Genomic DNA, 16,114 nt, shown 5'->3' on the forward strand with positions numbered 1-16,114 from the left:
ACAAACTTGGAGAAGCTTGATTTTTCCGGTAACAAATGTACCTCGAAGCATTGGGCAGTATTCTGATTGATGAAATTGGCCTGCATGCTGCCTTGACAATGCGCCATGATATGCCGAATGACTGGCATATGCTGAAGAAGAATGGCTTTGTTGATCTGACTATTGCCAAATTCAGAATCCCGAAAAACCAGATTCCCATGCGGGTTGCAGCAAAATCGCGCACTCGTCGTGTTGTGCCCCTGGGCTGGGCTTCGTAGGATGACTACGACCTGCGGCAGCATGCCCTGCGATCATTGCGATTTTGCCAGCAACGCGGCTCATGGAGGATCCGTGCAGAGGTTCCCTAACGATCAGTTTCGGATATCTATGATTTCATCAAGCTCTGCTGCGACGGCTGTCCAGGCTGTAGCCACCGGCACCATGCACTGCCAGCAGAATGAAGCCACCTGCGATGGCAATATTTTTCGTGAACATAATCATTTGTGTTTGATCAGCAAGATCATGGTGAAAAATCACGGCAGCTGCCAGTGCGAACACTGCCAGAGCGACAGATACCAGGCGGGTTTTCCAGCCAATGATAATTGCCAGAGCCCCACCCACTTCAAGCAGAATGACCAGTGGCAATAGTGTTCCTGGAACGCCCATTGCATCCATATAGCCTTGTGTATCTGCATAGCCACTAATTTTTGAAATACCTGCGAGTAAAAATATTTGTGCCAGAAGCAAACGTGCAACGAATTGACTGATTTTTTCCATTTGAATCTCCTTGCCAGTAAGCTGGTGTTTCTTAAAAATACTTTTTATTACTTGCGTTTAATCCATGCTTTATCACGCACAAACTGATTGGATTGGTAATCCTGTAGCGCCTCATCAATTTGTTCGCGAGTGCTCATGACAAACGGGCCATACTGCACGATTGGCTCGTGCAACGGTTTTCCGCTGACTACAATGAAACGTGCCCCTTGTTCTCCTGCCACGAAGTCGAAAATACTGTCGTCAACACCTATCACAACCAAAGAATGAAGTGCGACAGCCTGTCCGTTAAATTGTCCATTGCCTTCAAATACATAAGTGAAGCTTGTGTTCTGCGCCGGCAACTGGTGCTGAAAATGCCGTCCGGGCTGTAGCTGTACATCAAAATAAGTTACCTGCGTCAAATCATCCTGGATCGGTGCAACGGTATCGCCGAAACGGCCAATTAACACTTTCAGCCGGTAGTCTGCTGTTTCTATCACTGGGAATGCCGCTGCAGGAAATTCCTGATATTCCGGATGATCCATTTTGTTGACCGCGGGCAGGTTAATCCACAGTTGAAATCCACGCAGCAAGCCATTTTCCTGTTTCGGCATTTCAGAATGAATCACCCCGCTGGCCGCTTTCATCCACTGTGCTGAGCCCGGTTCGAGGTTGCCGGTATTGCCCATGCTGTCCTGATGCTGCATATAGCCATCCAGCATATAGGTGAAAGTGGTAAACCCCCGGTGCGGATGTGACGGAAAGCCGGCAATGTAATCATTCGGATTGTCACTGCTGATGTGATCCAGTAACAGGAAAGGATCATAATTGCGCAATGCTGCTGTGCCGATGGTGCGGTGCACGATTACGCCGGCCCCTTCAGGTACTGCTGTCGCGGGAATGATTCGTACAGAATTTACTAAGGTATTCATTGTTTTCTCCTTTTCCGTCCTGTCATGCATTGACAGGTTCTGCTTACCAGAAGCATTATCTACGTTGTAGTAATAAGAATAAATAGTGTTTTATGTAAAAAATTGTTCTTGTATTCAGAACGACAAAAGGCTCCTATGGATCGATTTGAGAACATGAATACATTTGCGCACATTGTGGAAGCGGGTGGTATCAGTGCAGCTGCGGATCGTATGGATGTGGCCAAATCTGTCATCAGCCGACGATTAAAGGAACTGGAAGCACACTTGGGCGTTCAGTTATTTCATCGTACCACGCGGCAAATGAAGCTTACCGACAGCGGGCGTGCTTTTTACGAACAATCTGTTCGTATCCTCGCGGATATTCTCGAAGCCGAGCACGCCGTATCGCAATTTCATGGTGCTTTAAAAGGTAATTTGAAAGTGGCAGTTCCACTTAGCTTTGGTTTGATGCATCTGGGCCCGGCCATCACCGCATTCCTGCATACTCATCCGGATATCAAATTTGATCTGGATTTCAATGACCGTCAGGTTGATTTGCTGGCGGAAGGTTTTGATCTTGCCATCCGTATTGCCAGTTTGCCTGATTCCAGCCTGATCGCGCGTTACCTGGCACCGGTTCAAGCCGTTATGTGCGCCAGCCCGGCGTATTTGGAACACATGGGTACGCCGCAGACACCTGAAGAGCTCATCGGGCATCGTTGTCTGGCCTACAGCCTGATCAGTAATAGCGATAACTGGAATGTGTATGACTCTACGGGACAATTGATCAAAACTAGAATTACGCCCTACCTGAAAGCCAGTAATGGCGAATTTCTGCGTGATGCCGCCGTCGATGGGCTGGGTATCGTATTGCTGCCAGCTTTCATTGTTTATCGGGAAATTGAACACGGCGCGTTGCTGCCGATATTAACGGAATATCACTATTCGCAACTGGCAGCCTATGCTATCTACCCGCAAACTCGTCACCTCTCGCAGCGTGTCAGAGCATTCGTCGATTTTCTGAGCAAGCGATTTGAAGAAATGCCTTATTGGGATTCTTGCTTACGCCATACAAAAAAGATTTCATGAAGTTTTCTCCAAACTATCAGCTGTACGGGATGAGGCGCAGAAGCTTGACAAGTAATCTGAGGCTGTTTTAATGCTCTTCAGTAGTGATACTGATTACAGTCAGGTGCTTCGTCTAACTGTTGCAGATGTGGGGAATCCAAAAAATCCTATTCCTGAACCAGCCACTGTCTTGTTGATCGGACTGGGTAGCATGATGATGTTGTGGCAGTGGCGCCGGAGTGCCCTGGCCAGCTAATAGCAGCAATCAACACATTTTCCCGCTGCACATGCGTGCAATAGTCAAGCCGATCTTTACATTTTAGAGGAGTTAAATTCAATTATGCCGACCAGTTATGATGTCAGGTTATTGCAGAAAAAGGAAATAGCTGAAGGAACTATGGAATTCACGCTGGAAAAGCCCAAGGGCTTTGAGTATCGTGCGGGTCAATATGGTGATCTGGTGCTGCCGCCTTCTACCGGGCTGAACGACAGCAATAACAAACATGGTTTTTCATTCGTTAGTGCACCATTTGAGGATACGTTGCGCATGGCTACCCGCATGCGTGATTCGCTCTATAAAAGAGCAGCAGCCAAAGTTCCGGAAGGGACCATGGTGCAACTGCTTGCGCTGTGGGGAGATTTCACACTACAAAAAAACGAGGCTGTACCGGTAGTGTTTATCACAGGTGGCATTGGTATTACACCAGTGCGCAGCATTATTGCGCAGGCTACGCATGACAAGACAAATTACAAAATCACACTGATTTACGCCAACCGCACACCTGCACAGGCTGCTTACACTGATGATCTGAAATGGCTTGCAGGAGAAAATAAAAATTTTACTTTTGTACCGGTGTACACATCAACCCAAGGTCACGTTAATGCAGAGCTCATCAAACAACATGTGCCTGATATTATTGCGTCGCGCTATTATTTGTCTGGCCCGGAAGGCATGGTTAAGGCCATGCGCGCACTGCTGATTGAGATTGGCGCTGATGAAGACAACATCAGAACAGAAGAGTTTGAAGGATACTAGCACAAGCATATGACGACAAAAAATTCTACTGACATTTATTTATATCTGATCTGGTACTTTGCACCGAAAAAGCTCAATTGATCTATCCGCAGGATCATTCTGATTCAAGGCCCCCTGTAAAAAAGGGAGCCTTCTACTATTTCACCAGCCAGCGAGTGGACATTCCAGCCATCATATGATCGTTGACGTGGCAGTGGAATAACCAGTTGCCTGGTGAACGGGGAACCATGTCAACAGATCTCATGCTGGCAGGCATGATCTCGATTACATCAGTTCGGCGACCATTATCCAGCACGGTCTGCCCATGCCAATGTACTGTGTGGTTATCCACTTCATTGCCCAGTGCGATCAGATGCCAGCGAACACGCTGGCCACGTGTAGTTTCAAAGCCAGACAGATTGCCGAAAATCCGGCCATTGATCGTATGTTTCAGGCCGCTTTCCTCATCATTTTCTTCGTTGAATATCATGTATAGCGCGATAAACTCCTGATCTACATCGCGTGGAATAGGGCCTCTATTCGAACGCGCTTTATTAGCAGCGGTGACAATGATGGTTCCGATTAACCCCAGGTTGATTTCGTGTTCTGCCATGACATGCGAGTGATAGAGCCAGACAATGGATGAAGGGTCATCCGGACCGGGGCCGGCATCCCGATCAACGACCCAGGTATAAGTGTAGCGTCCACCCGGAGGAATACTGCCGCCCGCACCACCATCAGCACCTTCATTATCCTTGTTATACATCACGCCATGAGGGTGTATTGAAAGTGGCAGATCAGTGTTGTTCAGAAAATGGACCTTGATGATATCGCCCACTACTGCGCGGATGGTGGGACCTAGAATCCCCATCCATTCAGGCTGAGATATAGGTTGGGAGTAACTGTTGTCGGTATAACCGATATAGCGATATTTGGTGTAAACCAATGTGTTTCCGTAGACACCCAGACCATTTTCGGGATTGATCAGATTTCCGCCAGATGGCGCATAATTCCAATCTGTCTTTTCTGCGGCGATCCAGTACTCTTGTGTGTCCCTGGCTTGTACTGAAAAAGATGCCACCAGCAGAAGCAGAAAAACAAACAAAATCGGATATGACCATAAGAATGGATAGCTGTTTTTTGTATACATGGATGGACTCTCTTTTAGTTTGCTCTCAACGCATGACGCTGTTAGGGATACTCTGAAAAATGATCTGTGTTGCCTCACTACGGTAAACACAGTCTCAAAATACGCATTTACTAGCTGTAAACCGTATTTTTCGCCTGTGTTTACCTTGTGCTGGCTTCTTCATTAATATTTTCAGAGGATCCTGAGTAACAGATGTTATGTGTGTAATGATCAAGTTGCTGGCAAATGTGATGAACCCGGTTTGTTCAGATAACGGCTGCCTCGGGAGAGAATCTCAACCGCCTTGCCAAAAGTAACCAGATCCGATCGTTGCAACATGACGCAATATTTGCGAGTACGCTGGCAATATCGTCTGACGGTAAAAAAATCTTCATGGTTGATGCAGTCCGCCGGACAAATCACGATATTTACGCAATCAAGCAGAGCGAGTAGACAATTTGCATTGCCCTGCACGCTACTGCGAAATGCCATAAAGTGGCCACCAGCAGCCTCAATCAGACGGTGATAATCCGGATAGAGTGCTGCACGTCCGCCTATACATAAAACAGACTGATCAATGAGATGACAGCAACCATCTTTCGGACAGCTGATAGCGGGTGTGACGAGATATGGATGTGGCTGGCCTGATCTGATCCAGTGCAAACTGGCATCAACTGGCGTTTTCAGTGTGTTGGTATTGACGTGGCAATCAATCGGAGTTTTGGTGTATGCGGGATTTTCAGGCTGAAGTCGGACTGTGTTCCCATGCGCGGTGCGTGACAAAGCTGAACAGATCAAGTGATACAAATGCTTTAATCTCCATCCCAGCCTGGGAGCTTGTTGCTTGTCTTGATAGGAAAATGTGGTGAACACTGCTTTGCTTCGATGAATTTCGGGTAATTTGCTGAAATTTGGCTGTGCATCCTGACCGACTGACGCCAATGCTGTTTTTTCCAGAAATTTCATAATCAATTCCATCTCAGAAAAAAGGCTGGCTTGCCCCGGGAGGAGGGGCTGGCTTGCCGTCATAAATCACTGGAAGAGGAGAGAGAGAACTGCCAGTGATTGCTATGAAAGTTAATATCCGTCAGCTTTGAACGTAGATCAAAAATACGCTTGTAAATTATTTTGTCAGTATCAGTTTATCGTTGCGTGTCAGGCGTAAGTGATATTGCTCGCCCCGATGCTGAATAAGTATTTCATTGCCTATCCCGAACAAAGTTTTGCTGCTGATCAACTTGATGGGAAACTGTGAAATCAGTCCATCATTCAATTTAGGATCCGTATGATATTCGGTATTGATGGTATTCATATCTCGTTCCAGTCAAATTAGTTAATGAGAATGATTATCATTATACTGGTAAAAATAATTTGTGCAAGCGTTTTTTGGAAGCAAATTGAATTTTGGAAGGGGTGCAGAGATTAATTTCCCCGGTTATTTCTCTTTTGGCGACTTTGACTGGAAACTTTTCAATCCTTATGCCCGGTAACGCATATCTACATTTGCCCGTCGACGGGCAGTAGCAAAGACATGATAGCCGCGCTTTTGCAGGCCATGAGCAGTGCAATGGCTGATACCACTGGAGCGTCCAGTGATCAATGTCTTTTTCTTCATTTTTCGTTTTACGTGGTTTAGGTTGAGAATCCAGATTCTCGTTTTTATTGCAACCGGTTACGGGTAAAGATGATTACCATGGGCAGTGTAGTGAGGGAAATCGCTGTCAGTGGCCAGAGGTTTGCAAGGATGTCCCAGGGTGGAAGCGCCTTGAGAAAACAGCCTTCGATAATGATCAAAAAATGAGTGAGCGGGATGGTTTGAGATAACCATTGCAACAATACTGGCATATTTTCGACTGGCGTAGATAGTGTAGTCATGAAAGCTGCACGCACTGCCTCTCTCGAAGCCAATGGCAATGATGCGAACAAGGAGTTTATGGTTCTTCCGGACACACGCGTGCTATCGTTGCGCATGACGCCGATGGCAACGGGTACATGGCGTGTCACAGACACATACTGGTCGTGTGCTGTCCGGCACATTCAATGGAAGGCGTTGTGAGCAGCTTGTCGGATAAACAATTGATAATTGCGTGGCGGTTCGATTGATTGATCTTTATGGAGATTTGCTCTTATGGCTAGCAACTTGCTTCCTCTCAGCATTCTGGGTGCCGTCGAGACCAATGGCACGGTGAGTTTCGGATTCTGGCTACCTTGGGTGTCGGCTGTCGACGGTAATGCAGTCACGGTCAAGATTATTCACGAGCACGATCAGTTTTTGCAGGAGATTCCGCCACGGGAATTCCCCATGGCCCATAGCGTGCGTTCGCCTTACGGCGACTTTTGGTCGGCGACTGTGCCGATTGTCGGGACGACACCGGCAAATCCCGGATCGGCCTGGGGTACGGCTGGACGGTATGTCTATCGCTATCAGATCAACAATCCGAATGTCGGCATCCTCGACTGGATCATCGATCCGTGCGCGCGGGAGTTTGGCGTTGGTAAGCTTTCAGCGTTTACGCTCGGTTATCAACCGTATAACTGGAGTGTAGCCGAGGCAAATTGGCGCACGCCGGAGCTCTCTGATCTGATAATTTATGAAATTAACATCGCGGAGCTTGGCGGCGACCTGGAGCGCACGCGCGATCTCATGGTCTATCTTAGCGATCTCGGCGTGAACGCTATCGAAATCATGCCGTTGTCAAACGTTGCCATGTCGGTCGATTGGGGATATCTCCCCATCGGCTATTTCGGTGTTGATGAACGATTCGGTAAGCGCTCTGACTTCCAGAAACTCGTTGATATTGCTCATCAGCAAGGCATCGCCGTCATTGTCGACGTCGTATATGGTCATACCGGAGTCGATTTTTCCTACTACGACGCTTACAATCGCCTGCAGTATCACGAAAACCCTTTTATGGGATCTTTCGCCAAAGATTACTTCAGCAGCTTTGGAAAGAGCACAAACTTTGAGAGCCCATTCACACGCAACTATTTTTTCACGGTTAACCATCATTGGCTCGAGGTTTATCACATCGACGGGCTGCGCTACGATTGCGTGCCGAATTACTGGGATGGGCCATTCGGTGTGGGATATGCAAACCTTGTCTATGAGACTTACCAACTCACCAAAAACAAGATTGCGCAAAATCAGCGCTATTGGAATCGTTTCAACGCGGGTGCAGGCACGTCGCTCAGGCTCATTCAATGTGCCGAGCAATTAGAAGGGCCAGAGGAGGTGCTGCGCACAACTTACTCCAACAGCACCTGGCAGAATCATACCTTCGACGCTGCCAAGGCGGTGGCACGTGGCGACCAGAGGCGACTGGCTGACTGGGGTTTATCGCTCGGTTTACTTGGTTACCCGGAGCAAGAGAACACCAATGGAGACGTGATTACTAAAACTGCGTTGCAATACATTGAGAATCACGATCACGAGCGCTTCATTTGTAATTTCGGTTTGATGAATCCGGACGAAGCCGGTAATCCGCTTTTTCTCGAGGGCGACCGCAGTCGCTGGTACATGCTCCAGCCCTATCTCATCGCCATGCTGATGAGTAAAGGCGTACCGATGTTGTGGCAAGGTGAGGAATTTGGTGAAAGCTATTTTTTGCCCGATTTCGGCGCAGGGCGCGTGGGGCTTTTGCGCTCGCTACGGTGGGATTATTTCTACGACAGCCCGGGTCAGCAGTTGGTGCAACTGGTAAGAAAGCTGTTACGCATCCGGCGCGATCAGTCGCAGATCCGTCGCGGCAATTATTTTTTCTTTAATGATTGGGACCGCTATCTTTCAAAGCGTGTCTTGCTGTTCGCACGTTACAGCGACGCACAATACACGCTTGTTGCGATTAACATCGGCGATATTGATCAGACGGTACCTTTCTGGTTTCCCATCGGTGGCGACTACAATGAAGAACTTCATGGCGGTGATCTGGGGCTCAAAGGAATTACACCCCTTCAACAAACTTGGCTCAAGGTTCCTTCCCATTATGGTCGGATTTGGACGGTGTAGGAGTCGCAAGGGTATTTATTGTTGGATAAATAAAAATTTGATAAGAGGGTTCCATGTTCCCGCTACTCTTGATTTTGATGGTCGCCAGCATACCTAAATGAGTCATTATGTTTTGAGTACAGGCGTCTTTTGTGGTTCGTTTATAACCCTAATCAAGACTATGCTTAAAAGTGCATGCATTGTATAGAGTGAGGCGTGTTGTCAAAAATAGCGGGCAGGATAAGTTGCTCAGTGATTATCAGGGTAATAAAGTTCTACTGATGATGAACATCGCCAGTCAGTGTAGTTTTGATCTGCAATATCAAGGGCTGGAAATGCTTTATCGCCACTATCGGGAAGATAAGTCGGAATCATCGGCCAGTGATATTGAACAGCTGCTGTAACCTGCCACACAATTCAGATTCAAGTCCCTACATGAGCAAAGCTGGATAGCACGAATCAGAATTGATATGAAACAGCCAGTTTGTAGTTGCGTCCCGGATCTTTCAACACGTTGAGGTGACGGCGATAATCCTTGTCAGTCAGATTGTCGATTCCAAAATCAAGACGTAACCCTTTAGCCGGGCCGTTTTGTGGCAGCCAGGTTAATGTTAGATCATGCAGTGTATAGCCAGGTGTCGGGGTGCCACCTGTTGGTACACGATGTTGTGCACTGACAATACTGCTGCGCCAGCCCAGGGAAAGATCATGAGTTGGCCAATTTAACCCGGCCATTACAATCCATTTATCTGGCTGAACATTGGACAATACCCCGCCACTCGTCCGGTTGTGACCCCGGGTCTGAGCGTAGGAGAAGCCGGTGTAGCCATATTTCGCCGCATAGCTGGTCTCTATTTCGAATCCTTTCAGCAGGGCATCATGTACATTGTCACTGGTTGTGGTGCCGCCTCTGCCTGGGTTGCCAGGAACCGGGCGAAAGACAAAATCAACCATCAGATCAACGAAATTTTTAACCTTATTATGGAAATAAGTTCCGCGCATCGTCAGTTGATCGTTTTCAAACAGCAGATTCGATTTTTGTATGCGTGCGCCAATTTCCTTATTGAAGGCAGTTTCCGGTTTAAGATCGGGATTGGGGGTAAACAGATTGGAACACCCTGGTCCACAAGTGAAATGTGTGCCGGTCGTAAACAGTTCGCCTAGTGTCGGTGCGCGAAATGCTTCGCTGTAGCCACCAGTGATTGAGAACCATTCAGTTACCTTAAGCAGTCCACCAAGCTTGAAATTGACGCGATCATTTTGATTGGAGACGGATATGCCATCTGCCTTACTGCTGAAATAATCCCAACGTATACCAGGAATGAGTGACAATCGTTCCCACAACGTGATTTCATCCTGCAAATACAGGCCAACGACATCTGCTTCGCCCCGGGGGAATTCCGGTCGTGTGGCGCCATTGCGTTTGCCTTTAGCTTCATTATGAAAATAATCAACGCCATAGGTAATTAATTGGGTTGTAAAACTGTTCAGCTCAAGGCGCGAGCTGTTGCGTGCATTGATGCCGGTCGTGGAGAAATCAGTTTCATCGCGCCGCCGGTCAAATAACCGTTTCTCGAGACTGTAGGTGGTATTGTGGTAGACCAGTACTTCAGGATTGAGCCAGGCATTATCCACATTTTCATAACGATAGCGCAGTGTATAGTTGCGCTGCTCGGTATCCCGATCTACCAGTGTGTTGGCCGTAGAAGCGGCTTGCGAGTTGGAAGGTACTTTACCGGCCTGATCGAACGTTTGTGCAGAAAATGTGAAGCGATGATCGCCTGGTGTCCAGTTAAATTTGGCCAGACTGGCATAGGATTCAAAGCGGGAGTTTTGTAGTTTGGAGCCGTCGCCGTGACGGATATCGTCGGCTGCATTACGGTAGGAAAAATCAAGCAGATAATCGAATTGTTCTCCAACCAGCCCGTAAGCACTGATGCCGGGAATATATTGCTCGTTCATGCTCTGGAATCCCCCTCGAACTTTCATGCCGAAACGCTCACCGGAACGCAGCAGATCGGTTGCATCCAGCGTGGTTAAGGAGATAACGCCACCGAGCGCGCCACTGCCCCATACGGTGGAAGCCGGCCCGCGCATGACATCCACGCGCTTGAGCAGACTAGGGTCGGTAAAGATGCGGGCATTGTGACCACGGTTGAAATCCTGTCTGGCACCATCCAGCAGGAACAGGATGCGATCATCCCCCATGCCGCGCATGACCGGACTAAGGCCCAGATTGCGCGGCCCACCACCCAGTTCAACGTTAGGCAGGTAACGGAGGACATCTCCTATATCAGCTGCTTGCCGGGTCCGTATCTGCTCGGTATCGACCACACTGACTGATTCGGGCACTTCGCTTACCTTTCGACTGGTGCGGGTAGCGGTAACGGTGATTTCCTTCAAGTCAGCGGAAGCCAGCCTACTTTCAGATTTTGTGCCAGCTGATGTTGTCTGTGCATGAACAGCATTAGAAAACATCGATACAGCCATGATGATTGCAAAATAAAAAATGTTGAGTGCGGCTGGATAATGCTTGCATCTCGGTGACATAAAAATACTTCCTCCAGAAATGAGTAATTTCTGGCTGGCTGGCGTAGTGCTGGCTGGCTGGCTGGAACAGCGGTTTTTGTTGCCACGGTAATGTTTTTAGTTATTGATGGCTTCCTCGTGCTGCTTTATTCCTTGTTGAATTTGTTCATCGACCCATTGCGTGAACAAGGGGTGAGGCGCAAAACCTTCTCCCAGTTCGAATTTGAGTCCCTCCAGGAATTTTTTTTCTGGACCAGTACTGGTTGTGCGTGCGGGGATGACGATGGCTGTGCCCCCTTGTTTGTTGGCTTCGGTTACCATGGCTCTTGTTTTTTTAACCCAGGGCGCACGTTTTTTTGGCCAATCTTCGCGCCAGGTGGCAACCTTGAATGCTTTGAAATTTTCACCGCCATTGCTGCGTATTTGATGGGTGATGTTTTCCAGATTTTGCAACCATTTATCGTTGTGCTGATCATCCTGCGCGCCGTGCGCAGTCAGAATGACAGTTTCTTTAGATGGATCCTTGGAGAGCGCAAGTACACGATCGAACAGAGCTTTTGCAAACAGGGGGCTATCCCCATAGCCGCCTGTCCAGATGACCGGTAAGGATGTCAGGATCCTGGGAACGGGTTTGCTGGATTCTCCATGTCCGTGCTTGCCATGTCCATTCTGTGTTTTGCTGTTGGCTATAGCTTGCTTGGTTTCAGGATCCTCGATATCTATCCCGACCAGATGTGCGATTTCCTTACGGAATGAGTTTTTGGTTGCGAAGGCACTGACAATAATTGCTGCTTTGGCGCCGCGCTGCTCCAGCTTGTGCAGTGCATGTTCGATTGTAAGAGGATCCGCCATGGAAAAGGCAAATTCGATTTTGTAGCGATCCATCAGGGGGTGTACTGCTGTACGCAGATTCTCATTCCAATGAAAATCAGAACCATGAGCAAACAGGATAACGCCGGTATCTTCTGCTGCCAGGGGCAGATGACGATTAGCTTCCCGCTTCATCCACATCGTCAGTTGCTGTGGTTCGATTCCAAAGTTATTGAGTACTGCATTCTGAGGTAACAGCTGTTTCAGTCGTGCGTCGAGCGACATCATGCTGTCATGTTTGGGGCCCAGAGCAAACAAGATAACCTGGTTCTTGCTATTTTTAATGGCCGGAAGAGATGTCAGTACGTTGGAAAGTTTTCGTTTTATACTATTCATGTAGCCTTCCGGAGATTCGTTTTCTGATCTTTCCGGAAGGATCAGGGCATTGATCGAACGAAAATTGATTCCTGCTGATGCCTGTTTGATAATTCGCATCCAGTCGTTATACATCGCACGTCTGTCCTTATCATTTTGTGCGCCATAACCTACTACAAGTAGGTTTTGACGGGCTGTATGTTCCATGGTGCGCAACCAGGCGGTGAGCGTCTCAACTGCGAAATAACTTTCACCATAAGGTTGCGCAAAAATAGTGGGGGCAATTTTATTTTTCTGCGTGATCAGCTGATAAATGAGTTGATAATGCGGTTCTGCTGCAGAAATAAACAAAGGCAATACCACAATACGGCTGACATTGCGGCTATGCAGGCTGGCCAATGCAGATTGCAGGGTTTGCTGGGTACGCTCGTCAGTAACGAATACCAGTGCTGCCGGATGATTGACGGAGAAAGGTAAGAATGCTTCGCGGATCTCCTCGTTGCCCACAAAGCCTCGATCGGCTGTAATCACCAAAAAACCGGTTTGATCTGTCGATTCTGTATTGGTCGCATACGCCTCGCCGGTACTTAGCAGAACAAATACCAATAAATAAAGCGACATAACAGTTTTTACTGTTCTAATTCCAAAAGACATGCTTTCTCCGTGTTGTGTTATGAATCGAAAAATAAGAAGAGCAAAAACTGACCAGCAGATAACGTTCAGCACCTACGCCGTGGTTTCGGGTAGCAAGCTAGATAAATTATTGATGCTGGCTTCGCCTGCTGCAATTTTTGCTAATGCCGTGGCGAAGCTGGAAATGCCTGTTCCCTTGAACAATAAACAAGGCTTGCGCCCCAGGCGGCAAAGTCTTTTGATCTGATAGTAGGCAGCATGGCTGACGCAATCAGTCGGGCAAATCACCGCTGTGGCGCCGTATACCATTTCCGGTAAGCGGGATAACGCATCTTCCTGTCCGCCGTCATGATGTGACAATTTGAAGCCAAACTGTCTGGCAAGTACGCGGTAGTGTGGTAGTTGTGCCGATCGACCGCCCACGCACAGAATGCAGTCGTAAGAAGCAGTGGGGGCATCAACTATATCGGCTGACTCTTTATCCATGGTATGAGTGGCACTAAAAGCCAGCAGCAGATTCTCCAGTGTATCTCGCTCGGTATGGAGGGTATCCCGTTCGCGATAAAGTTCAGTCAGATTGTGGCAGGCTTTTTTGAGTGATCGCTTGAGTTCATCAGCTTGAGCGACCTTGATTTGCAGTTGCTCGTTTTCTGTTGTCAGCAGCATCAGGCGCTGCCCCATACTGATCATGGTGCAGCCGGATTCCAGCATTTTCAGGCGCTGACGCAGGGTGTCATCTTCCCGTCGGGATTGCTGTAATTGCCGAATTTCTACAGTCGCCTGTTCCAGCCGCTGGCGTAAGCGCAATTCGGTCTGCGCGTGTTTTCCCTTGGTCAGCTCCAGTTGCTCGGTCAGCTCCTTCAGTGTCTGCTCTGTTTGACTTACCCGATTCTGCATAGCCGAAAGCTTGGCGACTGCTTCATGCATGTGCATATGAACCGTATCGTGAATTTCCTCCCTGGTTTCAGAACTGATGCGCTTGTGGGTAAGTGCTGCCCACAGAGGCCCGGCTACTTTCCCGTTGGAAAAGTGTGTTCTCCAAAGTGTCAATACCTCGTTGTCAGTTTTGGCTGCCTCGAATTGTTTGATATAGCTCCGATGCAATCTGTCCAGACGCTTATGAATCGTTTCTGATACGGCATTTCTGGATGTTGCGCAGCAAACCGCCTCGACATGTAGAGCATGTGCGTTATTTGTTGGAGCATTAAAGTGAAAATGTCTGGCAAAGCATTCAAGATCTGAAGGAGGAAGGCAAAGGCCGATAACAGGGCAGTGATGGGTTCTGTCCAGCTCCCAGAGTTTCATGCGTTTTACAGGAGGCGTATGGATGTCGATTGTTTTTTCAGGTAATAAGCTATTGATTCCCGACTGTCGCAGAATTGCTGGTGCATGCATGCGGTATCTCCTTGTGGTGAAAATATCGATCTGAATCAAATTAGACAATATGAAATAAGAATGATACTAATTATCATTGGCATCATCAACAATTACATTGTAATCGATTGGATATACCTCGCGATCAGGGCTTTATTTACATATCAAGATGCGACAATTTGTCGCATTTTTATTTTTTTTTGAATCAGTTATTCTCTGATTTTTGACGTAAATCATGAAGAAGTTAATGTTTTTTCTCCCTGCACTGGCTGGATTATTTTTCACACTTGTTTCCACGGTTACGGTCGCAACTGGGCTAAGTGCCAATAGCTCAACACAGCAACCGCTTGCAGTGCCTGCCTCAAAATCCTCCAGATCTGCACTTGGGGTAGGGGTAATACTGGATCAGGAAGGGCGGTTATGGTTGGCAAAAGTGGCTAATCAACACTTGCTGGTTTCTAGGTCAGAAGATGACGGAAAGCATTTTTCTGAGCCTGTGACCGTTACTCTTGCACCGGAAAACATAGCCAACGATGGTGAAAATCGCCCCAAGATTCAGGTTGTAAGTGATGGTACGGTGCTTGTCACCTGGACACAGCTACTAACAGAAAAATATGCCGGAAATATAAAGTTCTCCCGTTCAACCGATTTAGGCCGGACTTTCTCGGAGCCGGTCATTCTGAATGATGATGGTCATGTGACCAGTCACCGTTTCGATTCCCTTGCCATTGATGGCAAGGGAAGAGTAGTAGTGGCCTGGCTGGATGCAAGAGACCGTGATACAGCGCGGGGAAGAAATGAAGAGTTCAAGGGTGTTTCACTCTATAGCAGTCAATCATTCGACAATGGTGCGCACTTCGAGCCCAATCGGCAGATTCACCAGCATACCTGTGAGTGTTGCCGGACTGCTCTTGCCTGGACCAGTGAGGGGCCAGTTGTGCTGCTGCGGAATATTTTTAGCGCCAACACCCGTGATTTCGCCGTGGTTAATCTGGACAAGACGGAAGAGGAGGCAAGAAGAGTTACCCATGATGAATGGCAGATCGATGCCTGTCCACATAACGGCGGCAGTCTTGCGACAGACAGCAAAGGGCAATTGCATCTGACCTGGTTTACCAATGGTACAGCCGGCTCAGGCCAGTTCTACAAACGGATCAGTGGCAACCTTGAGTCGAAACCCATGGCGCTGGGGGATATAGATGCCCAGCCCAACCACGCCGCAGTGGTAGCACATGGTGAAACCATCCTCCTCACCTGGCGTGAATTTGACGGGAACGTTTATTCCGCAAAGATGATGTTTTCAAATAATGGTGGCGAGACGTGGAGTGAGCCATGGCGCCTGATGTTATCTGCTGGTGCAAACGATTATCCACTGCCACTAATTAGCAATGATAAAGCCTTGGTTGTATGGAATACCGACAATGAAGGGCTGCGAATTCTACCCGTTGAAAGAGTAATTAATCGATCCGGCAGCTGAAAACCATCTTCAAAACAACAATAAACAGCAGACAAACTTATGACATGTATCACAAATGAGTGATACGGCATCA

The 16,114-nt window shown here is 47.9% G+C and carries 17 protein-coding genes; 7 read left to right on the forward strand and 10 right to left on the reverse strand.

Features of this window, described 5'->3' with window-relative positions; genetic code table 11:
* The first annotated feature begins 35 nt into the window (after window positions 1-35).
* Window positions 36-257 (forward strand): hypothetical protein, encoded by a 222-nt coding sequence (locus tag ABF86_RS03475; RefSeq protein ID WP_074684913.1) that lies wholly within the window; start codon window positions 36-38, stop codon window positions 255-257.
* Between the two features lie 118 nt (window positions 258-375).
* On the opposite strand, the gene ABF86_RS03480 is transcribed toward ABF86_RS03475, so the two are convergent.
* Window positions 376-756 (reverse strand): DoxX family protein, encoded by a 381-nt coding sequence (locus ABF86_RS03480; protein ID WP_074684914.1) that lies wholly within the window; start codon window positions 754-756, stop codon window positions 376-378.
* 47 nt (window positions 757-803) lie between these two features.
* Window positions 804-1,667: a pirin family protein gene (locus ABF86_RS03485; RefSeq protein WP_074684915.1), complete on the reverse strand. Its 864-nt coding sequence runs from the start codon at window positions 1,665-1,667 to the stop codon at window positions 804-806.
* Window positions 1,668-1,820: 153 nt separating this feature from the next.
* On the opposite strand from ABF86_RS03485, the gene ABF86_RS03490 reads away from it, so the two are divergent.
* The 3 genes from ABF86_RS03490 (at window position 1,821) to ABF86_RS03500 (ending at window position 3,750) form a co-directional block, all read left to right on the forward strand.
* Entirely contained in the window at window positions 1,821-2,735 is a 915-nt protein-coding gene (locus ABF86_RS03490) for a LysR family transcriptional regulator (protein ID WP_240142197.1), read from the forward strand.
* A 70-nt stretch (window positions 2,736-2,805) separates the two neighbouring features.
* Window positions 2,806-2,970: a PEP-CTERM sorting domain-containing protein gene (locus ABF86_RS03495; protein ID WP_083341427.1), complete on the forward strand. Its 165-nt coding sequence runs from the start codon at window positions 2,806-2,808 to the stop codon at window positions 2,968-2,970.
* A gap of 84 nt (window positions 2,971-3,054) precedes the next feature.
* The gene (locus ABF86_RS03500) at window positions 3,055-3,750 is read left to right on the forward strand and encodes an FAD-dependent oxidoreductase (RefSeq protein WP_074684917.1); all 696 of its coding nucleotides are present in this window, start codon (window positions 3,055-3,057) and stop codon (window positions 3,748-3,750) included.
* Window positions 3,751-3,886: 136 nt separating this feature from the next.
* Here the strand turns inward: ABF86_RS03500 and ABF86_RS03505 are convergent, their stop codons facing one another.
* The 5 genes from ABF86_RS03505 to ABF86_RS12720 all read right to left on the reverse strand — a co-directional run bounded on the left by ABF86_RS03505 (window position 3,887) and on the right by ABF86_RS12720 (window position 6,895).
* A complete protein-coding gene (locus tag ABF86_RS03505) occupies window positions 3,887-4,879 on the reverse strand; it encodes a multicopper oxidase domain-containing protein (RefSeq protein WP_011633807.1) in 993 nt (330 codons plus the stop codon).
* A gap of 210 nt (window positions 4,880-5,089) precedes the next feature.
* Window positions 5,090-5,824 carry a DUF2325 domain-containing protein gene (locus tag ABF86_RS03510; protein ID WP_074684918.1) on the reverse strand — a complete coding sequence of 245 codons (735 nt, stop codon included), beginning with the start codon at window positions 5,822-5,824 and terminating at the stop codon, window positions 5,090-5,092.
* 157 nt (window positions 5,825-5,981) lie between these two features.
* Window positions 5,982-6,170 (reverse strand): hemin uptake protein HemP, encoded by a 189-nt coding sequence (locus tag ABF86_RS03515; RefSeq protein ID WP_011633809.1) that lies wholly within the window; start codon window positions 6,168-6,170, stop codon window positions 5,982-5,984.
* A gap of 165 nt (window positions 6,171-6,335) precedes the next feature.
* Window positions 6,336-6,473, reverse strand: coding sequence for a hypothetical protein (locus ABF86_RS03520; RefSeq protein ID WP_176752566.1), 138 nt, complete (start codon window positions 6,471-6,473; stop codon window positions 6,336-6,338).
* A gap of 44 nt (window positions 6,474-6,517) precedes the next feature.
* Window positions 6,518-6,895 (reverse strand): hypothetical protein, encoded by a 378-nt coding sequence (locus ABF86_RS12720; RefSeq protein ID WP_240142198.1) that lies wholly within the window; start codon window positions 6,893-6,895, stop codon window positions 6,518-6,520.
* Window positions 6,896-6,986: 91 nt separating this feature from the next.
* Between ABF86_RS12720 and ABF86_RS03530 the strand changes: the two genes are divergently transcribed.
* Entirely contained in the window at window positions 6,987-8,864 is a 1,878-nt protein-coding gene (locus ABF86_RS03530) for an alpha-amylase family glycosyl hydrolase (RefSeq protein ID WP_074684919.1), read from the forward strand.
* 188 nt (window positions 8,865-9,052) lie between these two features.
* Window positions 9,053-9,247, forward strand: coding sequence for a hypothetical protein (locus ABF86_RS13065; RefSeq protein WP_074684920.1), 195 nt, complete (start codon window positions 9,053-9,055; stop codon window positions 9,245-9,247).
* 55 nt (window positions 9,248-9,302) lie between these two features.
* Here the strand turns inward: ABF86_RS13065 and ABF86_RS03540 are convergent, their stop codons facing one another.
* From ABF86_RS03540 to ABF86_RS03550, 3 genes are all read right to left on the reverse strand, one after another.
* Window positions 9,303-11,333 carry a TonB-dependent hemoglobin/transferrin/lactoferrin family receptor gene (locus ABF86_RS03540; protein ID WP_240142199.1) on the reverse strand — a complete coding sequence of 677 codons (2,031 nt, stop codon included), beginning with the start codon at window positions 11,331-11,333 and terminating at the stop codon, window positions 9,303-9,305.
* A gap of 156 nt (window positions 11,334-11,489) precedes the next feature.
* The gene (locus ABF86_RS03545; protein ID WP_074684922.1) at window positions 11,490-13,211 is read right to left on the reverse strand and encodes a CbiX/SirB N-terminal domain-containing protein; all 1,722 of its coding nucleotides are present in this window, start codon (window positions 13,209-13,211) and stop codon (window positions 11,490-11,492) included.
* Between the two features lie 72 nt (window positions 13,212-13,283).
* Window positions 13,284-14,585 (reverse strand): DUF2325 domain-containing protein, encoded by a 1,302-nt coding sequence (locus tag ABF86_RS03550; RefSeq protein ID WP_074456360.1) that lies wholly within the window; start codon window positions 14,583-14,585, stop codon window positions 13,284-13,286.
* A 214-nt stretch (window positions 14,586-14,799) separates the two neighbouring features.
* Between ABF86_RS03550 and ABF86_RS03555 the strand changes: the two genes are divergently transcribed.
* Window positions 14,800-16,041, forward strand: coding sequence for a sialidase family protein (locus ABF86_RS03555; protein WP_074684924.1), 1,242 nt, complete (start codon window positions 14,800-14,802; stop codon window positions 16,039-16,041).
* Window positions 16,042-16,114: the final 73 nt, after the last annotated feature.

The sequence above is a fragment of the Nitrosomonas sp. GH22 genome, assembly GCF_009833115.1.
GTDB classification, from domain to species: Bacteria; Pseudomonadota; Gammaproteobacteria; order Burkholderiales; family Nitrosomonadaceae; genus Nitrosomonas; species Nitrosomonas eutropha.

Bases quoted from the DNA above. Each gene is read 5' to 3' on its own strand.
- ABF86_RS03530 (WP_074684919.1), top strand. From the start codon at position 6,987: ATGGCTAGCAACTTGCTTCCTCTCAGCATTCTGGGTGCCGTCGAGACC.
- ABF86_RS03520 (WP_176752566.1), bottom strand. From the start codon at position 6,473: ATGAAGAAAAAGACATTGATCACTGGACGCTCCAGTGGTATCAGCCAT.
- ABF86_RS03505 (WP_011633807.1), bottom strand. From the start codon at position 4,879: ATGTATACAAAAAACAGCTATCCATTCTTATGGTCATATCCGATTTTG.
- ABF86_RS03540 (WP_240142199.1), bottom strand. From the start codon at position 11,333: ATGGCTGTATCGATGTTTTCTAATGCTGTTCATGCACAGACAACATCA.
- ABF86_RS03475 (WP_074684913.1), top strand. From the start codon at position 36: ATGTACCTCGAAGCATTGGGCAGTATTCTGATTGATGAAATTGGCCTG.
- ABF86_RS03515 (WP_011633809.1), bottom strand. From the start codon at position 6,170: ATGAATACCATCAATACCGAATATCATACGGATCCTAAATTGAATGAT.
- ABF86_RS03480 (WP_074684914.1), bottom strand. From the start codon at position 756: ATGGAAAAAATCAGTCAATTCGTTGCACGTTTGCTTCTGGCACAAATA.
- ABF86_RS12720 (WP_240142198.1), bottom strand. From the start codon at position 6,895: ATGTGCCGGACAGCACACGACCAGTATGTGTCTGTGACACGCCATGTA.
- ABF86_RS03490 (WP_240142197.1), top strand. From the start codon at position 1,821: ATGAATACATTTGCGCACATTGTGGAAGCGGGTGGTATCAGTGCAGCT.
- ABF86_RS03485 (WP_074684915.1), bottom strand. From the start codon at position 1,667: ATGAATACCTTAGTAAATTCTGTACGAATCATTCCCGCGACAGCAGTA.
- ABF86_RS03510 (WP_074684918.1), bottom strand. From the start codon at position 5,824: ATGAAATTTCTGGAAAAAACAGCATTGGCGTCAGTCGGTCAGGATGCA.
- ABF86_RS03500 (WP_074684917.1), top strand. From the start codon at position 3,055: ATGCCGACCAGTTATGATGTCAGGTTATTGCAGAAAAAGGAAATAGCT.
- ABF86_RS03545 (WP_074684922.1), bottom strand. From the start codon at position 13,211: ATGTCTTTTGGAATTAGAACAGTAAAAACTGTTATGTCGCTTTATTTA.
- ABF86_RS03495 (WP_083341427.1), top strand. From the start codon at position 2,806: ATGCTCTTCAGTAGTGATACTGATTACAGTCAGGTGCTTCGTCTAACT.
- ABF86_RS03550 (WP_074456360.1), bottom strand. From the start codon at position 14,585: ATGCATGCACCAGCAATTCTGCGACAGTCGGGAATCAATAGCTTATTA.
- ABF86_RS03555 (WP_074684924.1), top strand. From the start codon at position 14,800: ATGAAGAAGTTAATGTTTTTTCTCCCTGCACTGGCTGGATTATTTTTC.